Annotated in this window: 13 protein-coding genes; 5 read left to right on the forward strand and 8 right to left on the reverse strand. The window is 70.1% G+C overall.

Annotated elements, in window-relative coordinates; genetic code table 11:
* Window positions 1–2 precede the first annotated feature (2 nt).
* The gene (locus VKK44_RS21840) at window positions 3–1,922 is read right to left on the reverse strand and encodes an acetolactate synthase large subunit (protein WP_343443085.1); all 1,920 of its coding nucleotides are present in this window, start codon (window positions 1,920–1,922) and stop codon (window positions 3–5) included.
* Window positions 1,923–2,102: 180 nt separating this feature from the next.
* Window positions 2,103–4,538 carry a putative bifunctional diguanylate cyclase/phosphodiesterase gene (locus VKK44_RS21845; protein WP_343443086.1) on the reverse strand — a complete coding sequence of 812 codons (2,436 nt, stop codon included), beginning with the start codon at window positions 4,536–4,538 and terminating at the stop codon, window positions 2,103–2,105.
* A 111-nt stretch (window positions 4,539–4,649) separates the two neighbouring features.
* On the opposite strand from VKK44_RS21845, the gene ilvD reads away from it, so the two are divergent.
* On the forward strand, window positions 4,650–6,497 hold the full coding sequence (gene ilvD / locus VKK44_RS21850) for a dihydroxy-acid dehydratase (protein WP_343443087.1): 1,848 nt from the start codon (window positions 4,650–4,652) through the stop codon (window positions 6,495–6,497).
* Window positions 6,498–6,577: 80 nt separating this feature from the next.
* Window positions 6,578–7,300, forward strand: a complete 723-nt coding sequence (locus tag VKK44_RS21855; protein WP_343443088.1) for a hypothetical protein — start codon at window positions 6,578–6,580, stop codon at window positions 7,298–7,300.
* Here the strand turns inward: VKK44_RS21855 and VKK44_RS21860 are convergent.
* Together VKK44_RS21860 and VKK44_RS21865 are read right to left on the reverse strand one after the other, a co-directional pair.
* Window positions 7,297–8,964, reverse strand: coding sequence for a hypothetical protein (locus VKK44_RS21860; protein WP_343443090.1), 1,668 nt, complete (start codon window positions 8,962–8,964; stop codon window positions 7,297–7,299). The genes VKK44_RS21855 and VKK44_RS21860 overlap by 4 nt on opposite strands.
* Window positions 8,961–9,212 (reverse strand): hypothetical protein, encoded by a 252-nt coding sequence (locus tag VKK44_RS21865; RefSeq protein ID WP_343443092.1) that lies wholly within the window; start codon window positions 9,210–9,212, stop codon window positions 8,961–8,963. The genes VKK44_RS21860 and VKK44_RS21865 overlap by 4 nt, the downstream gene beginning before the upstream one ends.
* Window positions 9,213–9,415: 203 nt before the next feature.
* Here VKK44_RS21865 and VKK44_RS21870 point away from each other — a divergent pair, with 203 nt between their 5' ends.
* Both VKK44_RS21870 and VKK44_RS21875 read left to right on the forward strand, forming a co-directional pair.
* Window positions 9,416–10,297, forward strand: coding sequence for a helix-turn-helix domain-containing protein (locus VKK44_RS21870; protein WP_343443093.1), 882 nt, complete (start codon window positions 9,416–9,418; stop codon window positions 10,295–10,297).
* A complete protein-coding gene (locus VKK44_RS21875) occupies window positions 10,290–10,484 on the forward strand; it encodes a DUF397 domain-containing protein (RefSeq protein ID WP_343443094.1) in 195 nt (64 codons plus the stop codon). Before VKK44_RS21870 ends, VKK44_RS21875 begins: the two co-directional genes overlap by 8 nt.
* A gap of 44 nt (window positions 10,485–10,528) precedes the next feature.
* Here the strand turns inward: VKK44_RS21875 and VKK44_RS21880 are convergent, their stop codons facing one another.
* From VKK44_RS21880 to VKK44_RS21895, 4 genes are read right to left on the reverse strand one after another with little or no spacing between them, the layout of a single operon-like run.
* Window positions 10,529–13,465 carry a type I restriction endonuclease subunit R gene (locus tag VKK44_RS21880; RefSeq protein ID WP_343443095.1) on the reverse strand — a complete coding sequence of 979 codons (2,937 nt, stop codon included), beginning with the start codon at window positions 13,463–13,465 and terminating at the stop codon, window positions 10,529–10,531.
* On the reverse strand, window positions 13,456–14,634 hold the full coding sequence (locus VKK44_RS21885) for a restriction endonuclease subunit S (RefSeq protein WP_343443096.1): 1,179 nt from the start codon (window positions 14,632–14,634) through the stop codon (window positions 13,456–13,458). The genes VKK44_RS21880 and VKK44_RS21885 overlap by 10 nt, the downstream gene beginning before the upstream one ends.
* On the reverse strand, window positions 14,631–16,121 hold the full coding sequence (locus VKK44_RS21890) for a type I restriction-modification system subunit M (protein ID WP_343443097.1): 1,491 nt from the start codon (window positions 16,119–16,121) through the stop codon (window positions 14,631–14,633). The genes VKK44_RS21885 and VKK44_RS21890 overlap by 4 nt, the downstream gene beginning before the upstream one ends.
* Entirely contained in the window at window positions 16,118–17,677 is a 1,560-nt protein-coding gene (locus tag VKK44_RS21895; RefSeq protein WP_343443098.1) for a type I restriction-modification system subunit M, read from the reverse strand. The genes VKK44_RS21890 and VKK44_RS21895 overlap by 4 nt, the downstream gene beginning before the upstream one ends.
* 383 nt (window positions 17,678–18,060) lie before the next feature.
* Between VKK44_RS21895 and VKK44_RS21900 the strand changes: the two genes are divergently transcribed.
* Window positions 18,061–19,443: a stress response protein gene (locus tag VKK44_RS21900; RefSeq protein ID WP_343443099.1), complete on the forward strand. Its 1,383-nt coding sequence runs from the start codon at window positions 18,061–18,063 to the stop codon at window positions 19,441–19,443.
* The last annotated feature ends 3 nt before the right edge of the window (window positions 19,444–19,446 follow it).

Below are 19,446 nucleotides of genomic sequence, written 5' to 3' on the forward strand. Positions count from 1 at the left end.
GGTCAGATGTCGTCCTCGTCGAAGGCGGGGCGGACGCCCCTCGCGAACATGATCTCGTCGTTGCTGGTGCCGGCGGCCACCATCGGCCAGACCATCGCGTCCTTGCCGACCACGAAGTCGATGACCACCGGCGCGTCGGTGATCGCCATGGCCGCCTCGATGGTCTTGTCCACGTCGGCGGCGTTCTCGCAGCGCAGCCCGACGCAGCCGAGCGCCTCGGCGAGCTTGACGAAATCCGGGATGCGGTGCTTGTGCGTGCCCAGCTCGGTGTTGGAGTAGCGCTCGCCGTAGAACAGCGTCTGCCACTGCCGGACCATGCCGAGGTTGCCGTTGTTGATCACGGCGACCTTGACCGGGATGCCCTCCAGCGCGCAGGTGGCCAGCTCCTGGTTGGTCATCTGGAAGCAGCCGTCGCCGTCCACCGCCCAGACCGTGGTGTCCGGCCGGCCCACCTTGGCGCCCATCGCGGCCGGCACGGCGTAGCCCATGGTGCCCAGCCCGCCGGAGTTGAGCCAGGTGTTCGGCTTCTCGTACGAGATGAACTGGCTGGCCCACATCTGGTGCTGGCCGACGCCGGCCACGTAGATCGCGTCCGGACCGGCGAGCTCGCCCAACCGCTTGATCACGTACTGCGGGGAGAGCGTGCCGTCGGCCGGCTCCTCGAAGCCGAGCGGGTACCGCTCGCGCAGGTCGTCGAGCTGGGCCCACCAGTCGGCCAGGTCGGTGGCCGGGTGGGTGGCCTGCTCGGCGGTGACCGCCGCGACCAGCTCGTCGATCACGTGCCGCGCGTCGCCCACGATCGGGACGTCGGCGTGCCGGTTCTTGCCGATCTCGGCCGGGTCGACGTCGGCGTGCACCACCGCGGCGTCCGGCGCGAACGAGTCCAGCTTGCCGGTCACCCGGTCGTCGAAGCGGGCGCCGAGCGCCACGATCAGGTCGGCCTTCTGGAGGCCGTAGACCGCGGCGACGGTGCCGTGCATGCCGGGCATGCCCAGGTGCTGCCGGTGCGAGTCGGGGAACGCGCCGAGCGCCATCAGCGTGGTGACCACCGGGATTCCGGTCAGCTCGGCCAGCCGGCGCAGCCCCTCGGTGGCGCCGGCCTTGAGCACGCCGCCGCCGACGTAGAGCACCGGCCGGCGGGCCGTGGTCATCAGCCGGGCCGCCTCGCGGATCTGCTTGCCGTGCGGGTGCAGCGTGGGCCGGTAGCCGGGCAGGTCCAGCGTCGGCGGCCAGGAGAAGGTGGCCGGCGCCTGGAGGACGTCCTTGGGGATGTCGACGAGCACCGGGCCGGGCCGGCCGGTGGCGGCCAGGTGGAACGCCTCGGCGAGCACCCGGGGGATCTCGTCGGCGGTCTGCACCAGGAAGTTGTGCTTGGTGATCGGCAGCGTGATGCCCTGGATGTCGGCCTCCTGGAAGGCGTCCGTGCCGATCGACGGCCGGGCCACCTGGCCGGTGATCGCCACCATCGGCACCGAGTCCATGTAGGCGTCGGCGATCGGGGTGACCAGGTTGGTCGCGCCCGGACCGGAGGTGGCGATGCAGACGCCGACCCGGCCGGTGGCCTGCGCGTAGCCGGTGGCCGCGTGCCCGGCGCCCTGCTCGTGGCGGACCAGGATGTGCCGGACCGTCGAGTCGTAGAGCGGGTCGTACGCGGGCAGGATCGCGCCCCCCGGGATGCCGAAGACCACGTCGACGCCGAGCGCCTCCAGCGACCGCACCAGCGAGCCGGCGCCGGAGACCTGCGCGGTGGTGGGCTGCCGTACCGGTGCGTCGGCCGGGTCCGCGGCCGGGACGGCCCGGCTCCCGGCGGGGGCGGCGCCGGCGCGGGAGGCGGGGGCGTGGTCGGCGTCGCCGGCCGCGCCGGTGCCCGGACGGGCTCGTCGGGCGGAGTGGGCGAGGGTCTCTGGCGTAGGTCTCGTCATGGCGGTTCAAGCCTTCGGCTGTGAGTGGGTGACGCGGTTGTCAGGATGGGACGCGGGCGTCCCGGCGATGGTCCGACGGCAACAAAAAAGCCCACGTGCAGGATGCACGGGGCCAGCGCACTCTCGGTGGGAGAGTGCGCTCAGGTAAGTACTCGCAGCGACCGGTTCGACGACATGCGGCTAAGCCTGACGCATCTCACGCGATGAGTCAACTGATCCCACATTCTGGTTCACGGACGTGGGCGTGTCGGGCGCCGACACCCCGTCCACGCCGGCTGTCACCTGCGACGACGCCTCCAGGGCGGGGCGCGGGGCGGGCGGGTTGTTGCGCAGCCGGGGCAGCAACGGCGACGGGCTACGCACCGGCGGGGACGGCGGCGCGGACGGGATCGGGGCGGGCCGGTTGCCGGGCGCGGTGGCCGCCTCCAGCATCGCCTCCAGGTGCTCGGCCGGCACCCCCCAGCCGAAGAGCGCGCCCTGACCGAACCGGCAGCCGGCAGCCACCACGGCGGCCAGCTCGGTGGGATTGGTGACCCCCTCGGCGATCACCTCCAGCCCGAGCTGGTGGCCGAGGCGCATGACGATGTCAACCATCGGGGCGAACGCCGGCCCCTCCCGGCCCACCGGCCGCACCGGCTCGTGCTCGGCGACCAGACTATGGTCGATCTTGAGGATGTCGATCGGCAGCCGCCGCAACTGCCCCAGCGAGGAGTAGCCGGCGCCGAAGTCGTCGAGCGCGATCCGGACACCGGTCAGCCGCAACGCGGTCAGCCGCCGGATCAGCTCGTCCAGGTCGGTGGCGACCGCGTGCTCGGTCACCTCCAGCACCAGCCGCTGCGGCGGCACGTGGTGCGCGCGCAGCGCGTCGGCCACCTGGACCACGTACTGCGGGGCGTGCAGCTCACGCGGCGAGACGTTCACCGACACCCAGACGTCGTGCCCGTCGGCCAGCCAGCGGGAGAGCTGGTAGCAGGCCTGGTGCAGCACCCACGCGCCGAGCTTGGAGATCATCCCGCACTCCTCGGCCAGCGGGATGAACTCGTCCGGCCGGACGTTGCCCAGCTCCGGGTGACGCCAGCGGAGCAGCGCCTCGGCGCCGACCGGCCGGACCGAGGGCAGCGAGGCCACCGGCTGGAAGACCAGCCGCAGCTCGTCCCGCTCGATCGCGCCGCGCAGCTCGTGCTCCAGCCGGGTGCGCCGGCTCAGCAACTGGTCGTACGTGGCGTCGTAGCGCTCGATGCGGTTCTTGCCGCGCTGCTTGGCGTAGCGCAGCGCCAGGTCGGCGTTGCGCAGCAACAGCTCGACGTCGTGGTCGCCGGGGCTGCCGGCCACCCCGATGCTGACCGAGAGGAAGACCGGCCCGTCCGCCTCCTCGTAGGGGCGGCCGAGCACCCCGAGCAGCCGCTCGGCGACCGGGCCGGGCTCGGCCGAACCGTGCATCAGCACCGCGAACTCGTCGCCGCCGAGCCGGGCGGCCAGATCACCCGGCCGCAGGTTGCCGCGCAGCCGCCGGCCCACCTCGGCGAGCACCGCGTCGCCGACGTCGTGCCCGCGCATGTCGTTGACGTTCTTGAAGCCGTCCAGGTCGAGCCCGAGCAGCACGCAGGGCACGCCCGTCTCGGCGCACCGGTGCAGGGCCCGCAGCAGGCCGCGCCGGTTGGCCAGGTCGGTGAGCGGATCGGTGTGCGCCAGCTCGCGGAAGTGTGCCTCCCGCTCGGCCAGCCGGACGGCGTAGCCGCGCACGTCGTTGAGGGCCAGATACTGCCGGGCGACGAGCGCGAACCCCTCGACGCTGCCGGCGACGATGCCGTACCCGTCGAACCGCCCGCCCTGGGTGAGGTGGTACATCGCGGAGGCGGCCATGGCGAACATCGGCACGAACGCGTACTCGCCGTCGCGGCGGATGAGGTCGACGTCGAACCGTGTCGCGTCGGCCCGGCGACCGGCGACCGCGGTGGCCACCAGGCCGGCCGCGGACACCACGGCGCCGGCCAGCAGCATGCGCTGGCCGCCCTGGCAGAGCCCGGCCGCCACGCCCAGGCCGCCGGCGGTCACCGCGACCGCCCCGGCGCCGAGCAGGGCCAGCCAGCCGCGCGGCGGGGCGGCCCGCAACACCAGGATCAGCGTCAGCCCGGTGGTGAGCGCGGCGCTGACGGTGGCCAGCAGGATGGGCAGGCAGGCGACCGGGGTGGCGTCGCCGAGCAGCCGGGTCGGCGCGCTGAACGCCACCCAGCCGACGAACCACAGCGCGGTCGCCATGATCACGCCGTCGAGCAGCAGCCGGGCCGTGGCGGCCCGGGTCGCCGCCGCGCCGGGCAACCGGAGCAGCGCCGCGCCGAGGCCCAACCCGGCCACGGTGGTGGACGCCGCGACGAGCGTGGCCCAGCCGGTGCGCTGGCCCTGCCGGTGCGCCCAGTCGTCCCCGGCGAGCAGCAGGCCGCCCAGGCCGAGAAGCAGGCTGAGCAGGGCGGTCCCCCCGGCGACGGCCAGCAGCAGGTGGGCCTGCCGACGGGGGCCGGTGCGGCGGCGGGCCGACGCGGCGAGCAGCGCGACGGCGCCGGCCGCGGCGCAACCGCTCAGCGCCGCGACGGCGACCATCCCCGGGGACGACTGCACGCGTCCAACTCTGCCGGATTCGCGCCCTCCGTGGGGCACCGGGTGTGCAACTGTTGGGACACAGGGTGTACGGCCGGAAGTCGCCCGGCCGGCGGTGTCAGACTGGTGGACATGCCTGAGCTGCGGTCGAGGACATCCACCCACGGTCGGACGATGGCCGGCGCCCGGGCCCTCTGGCGGGCCACCGGGATGACCGACGACGACTTCGGCAAGCCGATCGTCGCCATCGCCAACAGTTTCACCCAGTTCGTACCCGGTCATGTCCATCTCAAGGACCTCGGCGGCCTGGTCGCCGACGCGGTGGCCGAGGCCGGCGGCGTGGGTCGGGAGTTCAACACCATCGCCGTCGACGACGGCATCGCCATGGGCCACGGCGGCATGCTCTACTCGCTGCCCAGCCGCGAGCTGATCGCCGACGCGGTGGAATACATGGTCAACGCGCACTGCGCCGACGCCCTGGTCTGCATCTCCAACTGCGACAAGATCACCCCCGGGATGCTGCTCGCCGCGCTGCGGCTGAACATCCCGACCGTCTTCGTCTCCGGCGGCCCGATGGAGGCCGGCAAGACGGTGGCGATCGAGGGCGTCGTCCACTCCAAGATCGACCTGATCGACGCCATGATCGCCTCCTCGAACGAGGCGGTCACCGACGACCAGCTCGGCGAGATCGAGCGCTCGGCGTGCCCGACCTGCGGCTCCTGCTCCGGCATGTTCACCGCCAACTCGATGAACTGCCTGACCGAGGCGATCGGCCTGGCGCTGCCCGGCAACGGGTCCACGCTGGCCACCCACGCCGCACGCCGGTCGCTCTTCGTCGAGGCCGGCCGCACCGCCGTGGAGATCGCCAAGCGCTGGTACGACGAGGACGACGCCTCGGTGCTGCCGCGCGCGATCGCCGGCCGGGCCGCGTTCGAGAACGCGGTCGCGCTCGACGTGGCCATGGGCGGCTCGACCAACACGATCCTGCACCTGCTCGCCGCCGCCCGCGAAGCGGAGCTGGACTTCGAGGTGGCCGACATCGACGCCATCTCCCGCCGGGTGCCCTGCCTGGCCAAGGTCGCCCCGAACTCGCCGAACTACCACATGGAGGACGTGCACCGGGCCGGCGGCATCCCCGCCATCCTCGGCGAACTGGACCGCGCCGGCCTGCTCCACCGCGACGTGCGCGCGGTCCACTCCCCCAGCCTGACGCAGTGGCTGGCCGACTGGGACGTGCGCGGCGGCTCGCCCACGCCCGAGGCGGTCGAGCTGTTCCACGCCGCGCCCGGCGGGGTCCGCACCACCGAGCCGTTCTCCACCACCAACCGCTGGTCGTCGCTGGACACCGACGCGGCCGGCGGCTGCATCCGCGACCTCACGCACGCCTACAGCGCCGACGGCGGGCTGGCCATCCTGCACGGCAACCTGGCGCCGGACGGCTGCGTGGTGAAGACCGCCGGGGTGCCCGAGGAGTGCCTGACGTTCCGCGGCCCGGCCAAGGTCTTCGAGTCGCAGGACGACGCGGTGACCGCCATCCTGGCCAAGCAGATCGTCGCCGGCGACGTGGTGGTGATCCGCTACGAGGGCCCGAAGGGCGGCCCCGGCATGCAGGAGATGCTCTACCCCACCTCGTTCCTGAAGGGCCGTGGGCTCGGGCGCGCCTGCGCGCTGCTCACCGACGGCCGGTTCTCCGGCGGCACCTCCGGGCTGTCCATCGGGCACGTCTCCCCGGAGGCGGCCTCCGGCGGGCTGATCGCGCTGGTGCGCGACGGCGACGAGGTCGTCATCGACATCCCGGGCCGCTCCATCGAGCTGAACGTGCCGGCCGACGAGCTGACCGCGCGGCGGGTGGCCGAGGAGAAGCGCGACCGCCCGTACACCCCGGCCGACCGGCAGCGCCCGGTGTCGGCGGCGCTGCGCGCGTACGCCTCGATGGCCACCTCGGCCAGCGACGGCGCGTACCGCCGCGTCCCCGAGTAGGTGCAAGGAGGGGCCCCGCTTAACGCCTCGTGCAGAGGCGGGGCCCCGCTTGACACCTTTCACCGGTAACCTCCGGCGACGTGGAGACGACGGTGAGCTACGCGCGACTGATCCGACCGGCGATCGACCGGGTCTACATGGGCGCCCGCCTGAAGGCGCGCCCCCGGATGGCGGCGTTCTACGCCGAACGCGGCCACGAACTCGGCATGGAGAACACGCTCTTCTCCGGCGTGCTGGCCCGGCCGACGCCGGCCGAGGCGCTCGCCGACGGCTTGGTCTACACCGGTGTCGACCTGAGCCGGGAGCTGGCGCAGGGCATCTTCGTCCGCGACGACGAGGGCGCCTGGCACCTGACCGAGCGGGGCCGCGAGTTGGCGTCGTTCGGTCAGCGTGCCACCGGCGAGGCCGCCGAGGAGCTGTGGGCGACGCTGCCCGGGGTGCTGCCCGGCCTGAGCATCGTGCCCCGGCTCGCGGAACTGGTCGGGCGGGTGCTGGCGCACGCGCAGGCCACCGGCGGGCCGGCGTTCCGCGCCATGTCCCCGCCGTACGAGCCGGAGGACGCATCCCCGGCGCTGCTGCTGGTCACCCGGCTGGGCTCGCTGCGGCACCACCGCGCGGACGCGCACCGGGCCGCGTGGCGGGCCGCCGGGCTGACCGCCGAGGAGATCCGCGCGCTGCCGGACGGGCCGGACCGCGCGCCGATCGAGGCCGACACCGACCGCCGTGACGAGCCGGCGTACGCGGTGCTCACCGACGCCGAGCGGTGGGAGCTGCTGGCCGGCCTCGCCGCCCTGCCCAACTAGCCGTCCAGCCGGCTAACACCGTCGCCTTCGTGGCGGTGCACGGTGTGGCCGTCGCGGGTTACGCGCAGGGTCACCGCCCGGCCGGGGTGTTGCGCGGCGAGCCGGACCAGCGCGGGCACCGGGTCGGCGAGCAGCTTGCGGGCCGGTGAGCCGGGCAGCGGAAGCGGCTCGTCCGGGTCGGCGGGGACCAGTCCGGCCACGTCGTCGGCCAGGTGGGTGAGGCAGTCGTCGAGGGCCGCCGCCAGGCTGGGCCGGGTGGGCAGGTCGTCCGGGTGCACCGGGGCGTAACGCGGCCGAACCTCCACCGACCACCACCGGCCATCCGGCCGGAGCGGTTGGCCGGCGTGCCGCCGCAGGTCGAGGACGCCGACGTGCAGCGCCAGGTCGAGGCCGAGCACGAGCCGGACCACCTCGGGCAGCGGCGGCACCGCCGGGCGGACGGCGGTGACGAGAAGCCGACCGGCGCCGAACTGACGCACGTACTCCCCCACCGGGTCGGCCCCGGCCCAGGGCAGGCTGACGCATCCGTCGCGCAGGTCGCGGGCGATCATGTGGCCGCCGTCCGCCTCCGCCAGGTCCTCCGGGAGTACGCCGAAGACGCGCGCCCACGCGCCGAGCCGATAGCGCTCGGGGAGCTGCACCACCGGCCGGCCGTCGGTCGTGCGCGCCACCGTGCGGGTGAACTCCGGGGTGCCGCTGCGCCAGGTCAGGTGCACCACCCGGTGCCGCAGGTCGGTGACGGTGACGAGCACTGCCGGACGGTCCCGGCCGGCAGCCGACGCGCCGAGCCGGGACGGGTCGGGCGGTGCGGTGACCCGACGCAGCGGCGGCCGGCCGCGCACCGCCGACCGGACGGGTGAGCCGGCGTATCGCAGGCCGGTGTGCGACCAGCCGCCGTCCCGCCACACCGCCTGCGCGCCAGGTCGACTGTCTTCCAGCTCGGCCACGACGCGTCGCTCGACCCGGCCGACCGGCCCGGGTGGGGCGGGGATCGCCAGTGCACCGCAGCGTCGCGGGCCGGGATCGAGCGGCCGGGCCGGCGCGGTTAACCCCCGCTCGGTGAGACCGGCCAGGGCCGCCCGCGCGTCGGTGAGCGTCAGCGCGGTCGCCAGGCCGGGATTGCCCTCGACCGGACCGTCGGGGACGGGTGAGCCGGGCACCTCGTAGCGGACCGTCCACAGCAGATGGTCCTCCCGCCGACGGGCCGTCACGACGAGGTCGAGCAGGAGCAGGTCGGCCAGGCGGCAGAGCTGGGCGAGCCGGCCGTCCGGGTCCACCGGGTCGGGTGCGTTCGCCCCGCCCACCCAGAGCCGCCACGGGCGGCGGGCTGCGTCGGCGAGGGCCTGCGCCGCGATGGCGTACCGGTCGGTGGCGGGCAGCTCGGGACGCCAGGCCGGCGGGAGGCGTACCCGCAGCGGGTCGGGTTCGAGCGCGACGGCGACGGTGGACGCGAGGTCGCGTACCCGGGCGGTCAGGTCAGCCACCGCGCCACCTGTCGCGTCGGGTCGGGGATCGAGGTCGGCGGGCGTCACCCGGTGCGAGGCGACCGCGCCGGTGTCGGTGTTGGCGACGGTCAGCAGGAGCTGCGCGCGGCGGCGGCCCCGCCCGCGACAGCGCGGGCAACCGGCGCCACCGCACTGCGGGCAGGCGGTCACGTCGCTCATCGTGGCGGCCTCGGCGCGCAGGCCCCGTCGTGGTCGACCCGGCGCGCGCACCGGCGGCGGTCGGGCAGCGGCAGGTCGCAGAAGACCCGATGGCGTACGCCCTGCGCGTCCTCGAAGCTGACGGTGACCTCACCGGCGTCCACCTCGGACAGGAAGCTCACCGAGCGGGCCAGCGTGCCGGCGAAGTGGCGGGCGGCGGACAGGTCGGCGGCGGTGAACGGCAGATGCGCCACGAAACGCTCACCCATGGGATTCCCAGATTGCATACACGAGAGCGCCACTCCCATTTCCGATAACCGCTAGAACAGGGCTTGTGCGCTGGTCATCCTGTGGCGTCAACGGCATTGGCGCAACACTCTGCGGCCCCGATTCTTGACCTATTTCTGCATAACGGATAGGCATTCCAAAGCGCGTATTCGGAGTGTTGCAAAATGGGACGGAGGCGTGGTCGTTGGCGGAGGACATGGGTTCGACGGTGCCGCGACGGCAGCTCGGCCGGGCGCTGCGGCAGTTGCGCACCGAGGCCGGGGTGACGCTCGACGCGGCGGCCGAGGCGCTGGAGTGCAGCCGGCAGAAGGTGTGGCGGATCGAGAGCGGCCTCGGGTCGGCGCGCGGGGTCGACGTGCGGGCGATGTGCCAGCTCTACGACGCGAACGCGGAGTTGACCGGCGCGCTGGCCGCGCTGGCGAGCGAGACGAAGACGAAGGGTTGGTGGCACGCCTACGGCGACGCCATCCCGGACTGGTTCGAGCTGTACGTCAGCCTGGAACAGTCAGCCGGTCGGCTCCGGTTCTACTACGACGCAATGGTGCCTGGTCTCTTCCAGACAAGGGAATACGCGCACGCGGTGTACCAGCACCGGTCCGAGGTGAGCGACGAGGAGCGGGAACGCCTGGTCGAGGTCCGGCTGCAACGCCAAGCGTTGTTGAGCCGCCGGTTGCCGCCTGCCCCACGTTGCGAAGTCGTACTCTCCGAGGCGGCGCTGCTGCGGGTCGTCGGGAGCAGCGAGACGATGGCAGGTCAGTTGCGTCACCTGGCAGCCCTGAGCGAGCGACCGAACGTCTCCGTTCGCGTGCTACCGCTCATGGCCGGACTGCATCGAGGCGTCGAAGCGGGCACGTTCGTCATGTTGGCGTTCCCCGCCGGCAACCGGGCAACGCCCGAGCCGCCAGTCGTCTACAGCGAATCGTGGACCGGCGCGCTGTATCTCGACCGACCCCAGGAACTCGCCGCATATGAGAAAGTCTGGGCGAGCATCGATGAGCTTGCTCTCGACCACAGCCTGTCGAGACGGTTGGTCGATAAGATCATCGGGGAGGTTCACCATGGCTGATCTGACCAGAGCGCAGTGGCGCAAGAGCACCCGCAGCGGCAGCAACGGCGGAGAGTGTGTCGAGGTAGCCGACAACCTGCCCGGCCTGGTCGCCGTACGCGACAGCAAGGATTCGGCGGGTCCGGTCCTCACCTTCACCCCCGCCGCCTGGACCACCTTCACCGCCCAGACCAAGCACACCCGCTGACGGCAGCCCGGGGGCGCGGCGGGCGATGACCGCCGCACCCGGGTTCAGTAGTACTCGCGGATGTAGCCGAGGGCGCGCTCGTACACGTCGTTGTCGCGGATTTTGAACTTGATGTAGAGCGCCTTGCGCAGGGACTGCTGGACCAGACGGTCGCCGTCGCGGGTGTCCTGCCAGCCTTCGAAGCGCACCGCCCGCACGACCTCGTCCACCTCCTCGACGACCTTCTCGGCGATGACCGGCGTTCCGTTGCCCTTGAGCGACTGGAACAGCTCGGTGAGCGCCGCCTTGCCCTGCTCCTCGCGGGGGATCTGCGCGGCGGCCTTCTCCGCGGCCACGGTGTCCCGGGCAAGGGCGAACAACTCCTTGAGGAAGTCCAGGCTGGCCTGCTGCGCGTGCGCGTACTTCTCCCGCAGCGCGGCGAGCCGCTTGCCGAGTTCGACGAAGGCCGGGTTGCCCTTGTGCTTGGCGATACGGGCGGTAATCCACTTTTCGACCTCGACCGGGTCGACGTCCGGCCGCCGGCCGGTCATGAGGTCCTCGATCACCTGGGCGTCGAGCACGATCGTGTCGAGATCGCTGCGGGGCACCTCGACGGTGACGTGTTCGTTGATGAGTTCCAGCGTCTTGGCGCCGAGGGTGTGCCAGACCAGCCGGCCGGCGATGTCCGAGGGCCGCACCGACTCGTACACGTCGGTGAGCCACCGGTAGTCGGTGGCGTAGGGCGAGACGATCGGGTCCGGGCTGAGTGTCTCCCAGAGTTGGGCCACGACGCTGTAGGCCGCGCCGAAGGCATCGCGGGCCTCGTCGCTGCTGAGCGCGTTCTGCGCGGAAATGAGCCCTTCATAGCCGCCCACGGTCCGGTCGACGCCGGGGAAAAAGGCCAAGGCTGCCTCGACGGCCGGGCGGAGCTGATTCTTCAGCACGTCGATGTTGCTGATGACCTGCTGGACGCTCTTCTCGTCGAAGGCGAACGCCTTGGCGACGTTGTCGAAGATGCCCAGGTAGTCGACGATCAGGCCGTGCGTCTTGCTCGGCGGGTAGACGCGGTTGGTGCGGGTGATCGCCTGGAGCAGGTTGTGCTCCTTGAGCGGCTTGTCGACGTACTGCGCGTAGAGAATGGGCGCGTCGAAGCCCACGAGCAGCTTCGCCGTCACGATGATGATCTTCAGGGGGTCGGCCGGGTCGTTGAACCGGGCAGTGATGCGCTCCAACTCCTCCCGGTCGGGCGTGTAGTCCTTCCACGCCTCCGGGTCGCGGGCGGTGCGGCTCATCACGACCGTGGAGGCCTCGGGACCGAGGATCTCGTCGAGTTCCGCCTTGTAGGCGACGCAGGTCTCCTTGTCGTAGACGACCACCTGCGCCTTGAAACCCTGCGGTTCGACCTTCGCCCGGAAGTGCTCGGCGATGTCCTCGGCGATCCTGCGGACCCGCCCGGGAGACTTGATCAGCGACTCCAGGGAGGCGGCCCGCCTGGACAACGTCGACTTGTCGGCCTCGGTGAGCTGGTGCTGCTCAGCCAACTCCGCGAAGGCGGCGTCAATGGCCGCCTCGTCGAGGTGAATCTCTGACAGACGCGGCTCGAAGTGCAGCGGCAGCGTCGCCCCGTCCCGGATCGAATCCTGGAACGAATACCGCGACAGGTAGCCACCTTCATCCTTTGTGGACCCAAACCACATGAACGTGTTGCGGTCCCGGCGGTTGATCGGAGTACCGGTCAGGCCGAACAGGAATGCGTTCGGCAGCGCCTCGCGCATCTTGCGACCGTAGTCGCCCTCCTGAGAACGGTGAGCCTCGTCGACCATGACGATGATGTTGTCGCGGGCGTCCAGCACGCCCGGCGCCTCGCCGAACTTGTGGACCGTGGTGATGATGACCTTCCGCGCACCGGTGCTGAGCAGATCCTGAAGCTCCCGGCGGCTATTGGTCGAGACGAGGTTCGGCACGTCCGAGGCGTTGAACGTGCCGGTGATCTGGGCGTCCAGGTCGATCCGGTCCACCACGATGATCACGGTGGGGTTCGTCAGCCCCGCCGTGGCGCGCAACTTCTGGGCGGTGAACACCATGAGCAACGACTTGCCCGAACCCTGAAAGTGCCAGATCAGACCCTGCTTGATCCGCCCGTGCAGCACCCGCTCGACAATCAGGTTCGTCGCCTGGAACTGCTGGAACCGCGCAATGATCTTTATCTTGCGGTGCTTCTTGTCGGTGGCGAACACCGTGAAGAACCGCAGGAAGTCCAACACCGCCACTGGCGACAGCACACCCTCGACCGCCTCGCGCACCACCGCCAGGCCGGACCGCGCCGGGGCGTCGTCGTCTGTCTCCTCCCGCCACGGACCCCAGAGGCCGACCGGCATGCCGACCGAGCCGTACCGGAAGTCCTTGCCCTCGGTGGCGAAGCTGAACACGTTCGGCACGAAGAACGCCGGTACGTTGACCTCGTAGTCCTCGTCGATCTGCGCCGCCGCGTCGATCCAGGAGTACGCCGGCCGAACCGGCGACTTCGCCTCGCCGACTACCAGCGGGAACCCGTTGCACCACAGCACCAGGTCGAAGCGGCGCTCGACCCGCCCAACCCGGTAGGTCACCTCCGTCGAGACAATCCACTGGTTGACGCTTGGGTCCAGGTTATCGAAGTCGATGAGCCGGACCGTGACGTGCTCGCCGGCCGGGCCGAACGGCATCGACTTCTGCCCGGTCAACCAGGCGGCGAACTGCTCGTTGGCGACAACCGGGTTCGGCGTACGGCGAGCGGCCAGAATGATCGCGCGCAGTTGGTAGATGACCTCGTCGGCCCGCCGGGGGTCGGCCTCGATGGCCGGGTTCAGGCGGATCAGGGCCGCTTTGAGCGGCCCCTCCAGCAGGACTTCGTCCTCCCGGCGCGGCAACTGCTTACCGGACACGAACTGGACGTCACGAGACGCGACAAGATCACTAACGAAGTCTCGGACTGAGTTCGCCTCATTGAAAGTCACTGGCACACCTCCTGAAGGAGCCGCGCCTGCAATTCGCGAGCATTGTCAACGTCACGCTGAGCGCAAACGACAGCTGCCCTTGCCTGAGCCATTTTTTCCAGGAATCGCGCCTGGTCCGTCAGCGGAATCGCTGGAAACGCAAGCCGACGCACATCCTTTTGGGAAATATTTTTCATCGCCGCCCCGGTTCCAGTGGCAACCGAAGCGATTTCCGCCCGAGTACGCGGCACTTGGAGGTACTCATATACGAAACTGCGAGTAACCACCGCTTCCCTTACGTCCAACCGAAGCGTCTTGTCACTAAGCATCAGATTTGGATGATCCGCAGGAACAATACATGAGCGTCCGACGTAGGCCGAAGTGTTCGCGCGTGTCACGAGGAGGTCACCACCAAAGATTTGACACTCCGACGAAAACCCCCTTTGATCTAGCAACTCTTTATTCTCGGCCGCAATAAACCCTTCCTCGCCGATGGCACTTACCTTCAGGACTCCGTACTTCCCGTCCCTAGCGGGGGCCGAAGATCCAGGAAGGCTGCGACCCGCCGCAATCCCCGTCAAGACGTCACCGAGGGATGCGCGCCACTCGAATCGAGAGAGCAAAGACGAGCCCAGTTCTCGCACCGCCGCAGTTGCACAATTCTTCACATGGCGGGCAACGCGAACAGCGTCCTCCGTCATCCAAAGGATGGCCGCAATACGCTCCTGTTCATGAATGGGCGGCAAATCGAACTGATAGTTCGCCAGATCCGTCCAGTTGATGTAGGGGTTTACAGATCCGCGCGAATTCGCCACCGCATAAAAGTGAAACAGTTCCGAACTTAGCAGGAATGGCATGAATTCCTGAAGCAGGATGCTCGGATCACAGGTTTCAAGCACGAACGTTTTCTCGCCGGTGATCCCCTCAAAGTCAGGCACGGCCGTCTTACGCAGGTAGGAACGACGCGACACGTAGAGCACGTGGCCCGGTCGGAAGCGCTTGTAGAACATCGGGCCGATGGGGTCGCGCCCGATGACGCCCCAATCCGTGATGTGGAGGCTGTTGCTGGGGATGTGTTCTCCGGCGAGGAAACGCTCCAGACCCGACGTTTCCGGGTCTACCCGGTCGGTGACGTGCCTGATCACGTCTCCGAGCGCGACGCGCTTCCAGCCGCTCTTGTCCAGATTGAGGCTCACTTGGCTACCTCCTGCCGCAGCATGGCGAGCACGTCACCGATGGCGCGGTCCGCCTCCGCTGCCGAGGCCCGCCAGGCGTCGATTGCGTCGATGACGCCTACAGCTTCGGCTGACTCGTCCACGCCGTTGCGGCTGACATAGAGCGGGATGGCGAGGCTGTTCCCCTTGTCGCCGATCTCGTCGAGCGTGGCCACCGCAGCGAAGCCGTCTTGCTCCTCAAAGCCCTCATAGGCAGCGAGGATCTTCTGCTGGTGGCGGCCACGCAGGAACGACTGGCTCTGTTCCCGCGCGACTTCCGTCCGAGCGTCGATGAAGAGGACCTTCCCCTTCCTGTCGACCGGCTTGCGTGCTCGCAGGATCACCACAGCCGCCGGCATGGGTGAGTTGTAGAACAGGCCTTCTCCCAGCCCCAGCACACACTCCACGAGGTCGGATTTGACCAGCCCAGACCGCATCGCAAGCTCGTCCCGCCGGAACAGGACGCCATGCGGGAGCAGAATCGCGGCCCGGCCGGACTCGGGGTCCAGGCTGGCCGCGATGTGTTGGAAGAACGCGTAGTCAGCACGCCCCTGCGGCGGCACTCCCCACATGTTGCGGCCGTACGGGTCGTTGGTGAACGCGGTCCGGTTCCAGGCCTTGATGGAGTACGGCGGGTTGGCGAGCACCACGTCGAACGTGCGCAGCCGATCACCGTCGAGGAAGGCGGGCTTGGTGAGCGTGTCGCCGTGCGCGATGTCGCCGTCGACGATGCCGTGCAGGAACAGGTTCATCCGGGCGATGGCCGACGTCCCGTAGTTGAGTTCCTGCCCGTACAGGCGCAGGTTGCGCCACTCCTTGCCCTGCCGGCGCAGCTCGGCGGCGGTGGAGATGAGCATGCCTCCGGTGCCGCAGGTCGGGTCGTAGACCGACTCCCCCGGTTCGGGCTTGAGCATCATCGTCATCAGGTGCACGAGCGTGCGGTTGGTGTAGAACTCCTGGGCGGTGTGGCCGGAGTCGTCAGCGAACTTCTTGATCAGATACTCGTACCCCTGACCGAGTTCGTCCTCGGGCAGGTTCGCCACCGAGAGCGTCTTGGTGGAGAAGTGCTCGATGAGTTCCTTGACGGTCCGGTCGGGCAGCAGGCTCTTGTTGCCCCACTCGCCGTCGCCGAACACGCCGGGCAGCGTGTCCGGGTTGGCCGCCTCGATCGCTCGCATGGCCGCTGCGACCGCCGCGCCGACGTCGCTGGCGACGTCGCGGATATCCTGCCAGTGGGCACCCTCGGGGATGGCGAAGCGATGGTTCTCCGGCAGGTCGGCCAGCTCTTCCTCACCGTAGGCGGCCAGCGCGGCGGCGCGTTCCTCGTCGTACACGTCGGAGAGCCGCTTGAGGAAGACCAGCGGGAAGATGTACTGCTTGTAGTCGCCGGCATCGATGAGGCCGCGCAGCCGGACGGCGGCTCCCCACAGGTAGGACTCCAACTCGCGCTGGGTGATGCGCGTGCTCATGCCGTCACCTCCGCAGGCCCAAGGCCCCACTTGGCCAGTTCGGCCTCCAGCGCGGCGCGCGTCTCGCGGGCGGCGGCGTGAGCCGCTTCGAGGTCGGCCAGGGCCTGCTCCAGCGTGTGCTGTTCGCCGTCGTCGACGGGCGTGACGTACAGCGGGATGTTGAGGTTGAAGCCGTTGACCTTGATGTCGTCGAGCGTGGCGACCGCCGCCAGGCCGGGCGCGTCAGCGAACGCCTGGACGGTCCGCAGCAGCGTGTCGGCGTGCTCGGGTTCGAGCGTGTTCTGGTTACGGCCGCGCCGGAACAGTTTCTCACCGTTGACGAACAGCACCCGGCCCGCGCGCTCCTCGACCTTCCGCCGACGCAGGATCAGCACGGACGCGGCTAAGCCGGTGCCGTAGAAGAGGTTCGGCGCGAGGCCGATCACGGCCTCGACCAGGTCGGCCTTCAGCACGAACTCGCGGATGCGGCCCTCGGCGCCTTGGCGGAACAGCGCACCCTGCGGGAGGACGACGGCCACCCGGCCGGTGCCGGGCGCCGCGGATTCGATCATGTGCTGGACCCATGCCCAGTCGGCGTACCCCTTGGGCGGCACGCCCCCGAGCCGGTTGCGGCCCCACGGGTCGGTGCCCCACGCCACGTCGCCCCAGTTCTTGAGCGAGAACGGCGGGTTGGCGATGACGCAGTCGAACCGGGTGAGGCGACCGCCGTCGAAGAAGGCCGGCGCGCGCAGCGTGTCCTCGTGCTCGATCTTGAAATCCTGGACGCCGTGCAGGAGCAGGTTCATCTTGGCGAGGCCAGAGGTGGCGAGCACCTTCTCCTGGCCGAAGAGTTTGCCCCAGAGCGTCTGCGGTCGGCCGCCCTGGCGCTTCACGTGCTCGATGACCTCGATAAGCATGCCGCCCGTGCCGCAGGCCGGGTCGTAGACCGTCTCGCCTTCCTGCGGGTCGAGGATGTCGACGAGCAGTCGCACCACGGGGCGCGGGGTGTAGTACTCGCCGGCCTTCTTGTTGGACTGGTCCGCGAACCGCTTGATGAGATACTCGTACGCCTGCCCGAACACGTCCGGCGCGACGACGGCATTGCTCAGCGTGCGAGTGGAGAAGTGCTCGATGAGGTCGCGCAGTTTGGCATCGGGCAGCTTGTCCTTGTTCGTCCAGGCGGCGCCGCCGAAGATGCCGTACAGCACGTCCGGGTTGACCTTCTCTATCGCCCGGAACGCGCTCACCAGGGCCTGCCCGATGTTCTCGGTGCGGGCGCGCACGTCCTCCCAGAGACTGCCGGTCGGGATGCCGAAGCGGTGGTTCTCGGGAAACGACGCGTACTCGTGATCACCGCCCGACTCCGCCAGGGCCCGCTCGTACTCCTCGGTGTAGACGTCGCTGATCCGCTTGAAGAACATCAGCGGGAAGATGTACGCCTTGAAATCCGCCTGGTCGATGCTGCCGCGCAACAGGTCGGCGGCTCGGGCCAGGTACTGCTCCAACTCGGAGAGGCTGAGTGGGATGGCGAGCGTGTCACGAGGTGTCGCGGAAACCCGCGCATAACGCTCGGTCATGTCACGGTCCGATCTTGGGTCATGCTTGGTGCTGTCTCCTCCTGCGTGGGCGGGCACGAATCCGTGCCGCCCCAACCGTAGTCGCAACTGCGATCGGAGAGGATTCCCGGCATGGGGGTGTTCCGAGCACCGGCACGGCCCTGGCGCATTGATCACTTGACGCTCTGAGCCGACCAACTCGCAGTCAGTTACCGGACAGAACCGGCGGTCGCGGCCGAATCGACGATGCGGACATCTCCGTCCGGCAAACGGATCGGTCCGGGCGGATCGCCCGAGCCCCGTCCGGGCAACTCTTTCCATGCGTCTGCGCCCACGATCGCGCCGCTTTCCGGTCCGGCCCGCAGGTAACTTCTCGTACCACCGCCTTCACGAGGAGTATCCGCATGTCCGAGGAGACCTGGCTCGCGGCCCGCCTGATCCCCACGTCCGGCATCAACGGCGCGGAGGAGCAGGAACGCCGGGCGACGTCCGCCCTATTGGCGGTGATGAGCGCGGTACGGGAGTTCGGGCGGGTGCTGACCCAGTCCCTCGGCGCACCGGCCGGCACGGTGCAGACCTTCATCGAGGTGCCGTTCAAGCTCGGTAACCAGCAGCTCTTTCCGGACGGCCTCATCCGCGTCACGCGCGGGCAGCGGCAGTGGACCGCGCTGGTGGAGGTGAAGACCGGCAGCAACGCGCTGCGGGCCGAGCAGGTGGAGGCGTACCTGGACATCGCCCGCGAGCAGGGCTTCGACGCTCTCATCACGATCTCCAACGAGATCGCCCCCGTGCCGGGCCAGCATCCGACCACGATCGATCGCCGGAAGCTGCGCAAGGTCGCGCTCTACCACCTGCCCTGGACGGAGATCCTGACTCAGGCGGTGATCCAGAAGGAGTACCGCGGCGTCGCCGACCCGGACCAGGCATGGGTCCTGGGCGAGCTGATCAGGTACCTCGAACACCCGCGCTCGGGGGCGCTGGAGTTCAGCGACATGGGACCGGCGTGGGTCCCCGTACGCGACGGGGTGTCGGCCGGGACGCTGCGGGCCGGCGACGGCGGCGCGGCGGAGGTGGCCGGCCGCTTCGACGCCCTGATCCGCTACGCCTGCCTGCGCCTCGGCCGACAGTTGGGCACCGACGTCACGCCCGCGCTGAGCCGCCGTGACCTCGCCGACCCGGCCGCACGCACCCAGTCGCTGGTCAACCAGCTCGTCACCACCGGGACCCTGACCGGGAGCATCAGGATTCCGGGCGCGGTCGGCCACCTCCACGTCACCGCCGATCTGCGGGCCGGGCAGATCGTCTGCCACGTCGACGTGGACGCTCCCCGCACCGGCAGACCGACCACCAGGGTGAACTGGCTGGTCCGCCAACTGAAGGACGCGCCGGAGACGGTACGGATCGAGGCGTTCGCCATGCACGCCCGCGGGGGTGGCGCGACGGACCTCCTGCGGCAGGTCCGCGCCGAGCCCACCACGCTGATCACCGACCCCGCCCGTGAGCTGCGGGCGTTCCGGGTCGCGCAGAGCACGGCGGCGGGCACCAAGCGGGGCAGCGGGCGGGGCGCCTTCATCGATTCCGTGCTGCGCGCGATCGACGACTTCTACGAGCAGATCATCCAGAACCTGAAGCCCTGGATGCCCGCACCGCCGCGCCTGCGTACGCCGGACGACGTCACGCCCGTGCAGCCGGTCGCCGCGAGCCTGGTCTCCACCGCCATCTCCTCCCAGGACAGCCCCGACCTCGACACTGCGTCGGTGGCGGGCGACAACCAGCCGAGGCGGTGATCC

Origin of the sequence: Micromonospora sp. DSM 45708 (assembly GCF_039566955.1) — a bacterium.
Lineage (GTDB): Bacteria > Actinomycetota > Actinomycetes > Mycobacteriales > Micromonosporaceae > Micromonospora.

Excerpts from the sequence above, each read along its gene's own strand:
- VKK44_RS21840 (WP_343443085.1), bottom strand. The coding sequence starts at position 1,922 with ATGACGAGACCTACGCCAGAGACCCTCGCCCACTCCGCCCGACGAGCC.
- ilvD (WP_343443087.1), top strand. The coding sequence starts at position 4,650 with ATGCCTGAGCTGCGGTCGAGGACATCCACCCACGGTCGGACGATGGCC.
- VKK44_RS21860 (WP_343443090.1), bottom strand. The coding sequence starts at position 8,964 with ATGAGCGACGTGACCGCCTGCCCGCAGTGCGGTGGCGCCGGTTGCCCG.
- VKK44_RS21865 (WP_343443092.1), bottom strand. The coding sequence starts at position 9,212 with ATGGGTGAGCGTTTCGTGGCGCATCTGCCGTTCACCGCCGCCGACCTG.
- VKK44_RS21875 (WP_343443094.1), top strand. The coding sequence starts at position 10,290 with ATGGCTGATCTGACCAGAGCGCAGTGGCGCAAGAGCACCCGCAGCGGC.
- VKK44_RS21890 (WP_343443097.1), bottom strand. The coding sequence starts at position 16,121 with ATGAGCACGCGCATCACCCAGCGCGAGTTGGAGTCCTACCTGTGGGGA.
- VKK44_RS21895 (WP_343443098.1), bottom strand. The coding sequence starts at position 17,677 with ATGACCGAGCGTTATGCGCGGGTTTCCGCGACACCTCGTGACACGCTC.
- VKK44_RS21900 (WP_343443099.1), top strand. The coding sequence starts at position 18,061 with ATGTCCGAGGAGACCTGGCTCGCGGCCCGCCTGATCCCCACGTCCGGC.